We start from the raw sequence: 1,351 nt of genomic DNA on the forward strand, positions 1-1,351 counted from the left end.
GTAAACCATTCCCTGCGTTTCATCTGCAGGGATAGTTTGAGGATTCTGCTGTTTCCGTTTTTGACCATATATCCTCCGATTGCAAAGACTTTGTAGCGAAGCGTTTTCATGAAGTGCTGCACCTTGGTTCCCAACACAGCCTGTCGGAACAGACTCATGATGTTGTAAGCGATGATTACGAAGTTCAGTGTGGCCTCTGTGGCCCAGAAGTTTTTGCAGTTGAAGCTGTCAAAAGCAAAGTCATATTTGATCTCCTTGATCCTGTTTTCGGCATCGGCCCTGTTTCGGTAAAGGTCATAGACCATCCTTGCAGACAGTGAGAGGTTGGTGATGAAACAGCTGTAGCGGTAATTTTCATATATTCCGGAGTCCTCAAAAAGACGGAGCTGTTTGCCTGCGGCCTTTGGTCTTTTATCGATATGTTGCCTGACCATGACCATTCTTCTGGGTTTTTCCCAGTCCGGGCTTTGGTACTCGGTATCGGCGATCTCGATGCCTTCCCCGAGTTTCATCCATGTGGTCTGGGTGGCAAGTTTGGTTTTGATGGGAGGATAAAACTTGGCGGCAATAATATAACTCAGTGGGTCCGGACGGCCATTTTCCAGATAGCCAAAAAGTTCTTTACTGTAAAACCCGCTGTCAGCACGTATCAATCCCACTTTTTTGCCTGAAAGTTTGGAAATAGTGTCCTCGAGAAACCCGACAAAGTTGTTGGTCGTGTAGCTGTTGCCCGGTCTGAGCCAGCAGTTGGCCACCATCCGGCATTCAGGAACAAAGGCCAAGATGGGATGGTGGGAATTCCTTCCCGGTTTTTGGGGATTATAGCCCTTGCTGGCTCCCTGTTGGCTACCATAGCGGGTCAGTACAGTCGAATCAAAGTCCAGGGTATAGTTGTCAAATTGGAGCCGGCCAAAAAACCAGCGGTAAAATGATTCGAATACCCGCTGGTTGGTAGCCTGGTCAAACTTCTCAAAGTAACGCTTGAAAGCCCTGTGCCCCGCCATACGCTCCCAGCCGAACAGCTCTCTGATGACCTCATCACTGCGGGTGACTTCGAGTTGCTCAAAACAATTGGCCCCCGACCAGACGCTGACCAGAAACTGTAGCATAAGCTGGTCAGGAGGATAGCCGCGGTTCGATCCCTGAAGGGGAACAGGAAGGTCATTCAATACCTTGGCAAAATCAACCGAGCGGAGCATCTGACCCAACAAGGTCATACCTGCCCAAGGAGTGACTTCTTTATCTGTAAACTCAATTTTTACGGGTTTCATATAAGTAAGAAATTCTTACAGAAAAATGTGAAAAAAAATCCAAAAAAACTCAGTACAAAACACAGAATTTCAAATGATTG

The 1,351-nt window shown here is 47.4% G+C and carries 1 protein-coding gene; it reads right to left on the minus strand.

What is annotated here, in order from left to right; translation table 11 throughout:
* Positions 1-1,271 (minus strand): IS1380 family transposase (locus M3O96_RS21855; RefSeq protein ID WP_249725425.1); only part of this gene is annotated, 1,271 nt, incomplete at its 3' end.
* Between the last annotated feature and the right edge of the window lie 80 nt (positions 1,272-1,351).

The organism is Aquiflexum sp. TKW24L, from assembly GCF_023502205.1.
Lineage (GTDB): Bacteria > Bacteroidota > Bacteroidia > Cytophagales > Cyclobacteriaceae > Cognataquiflexum.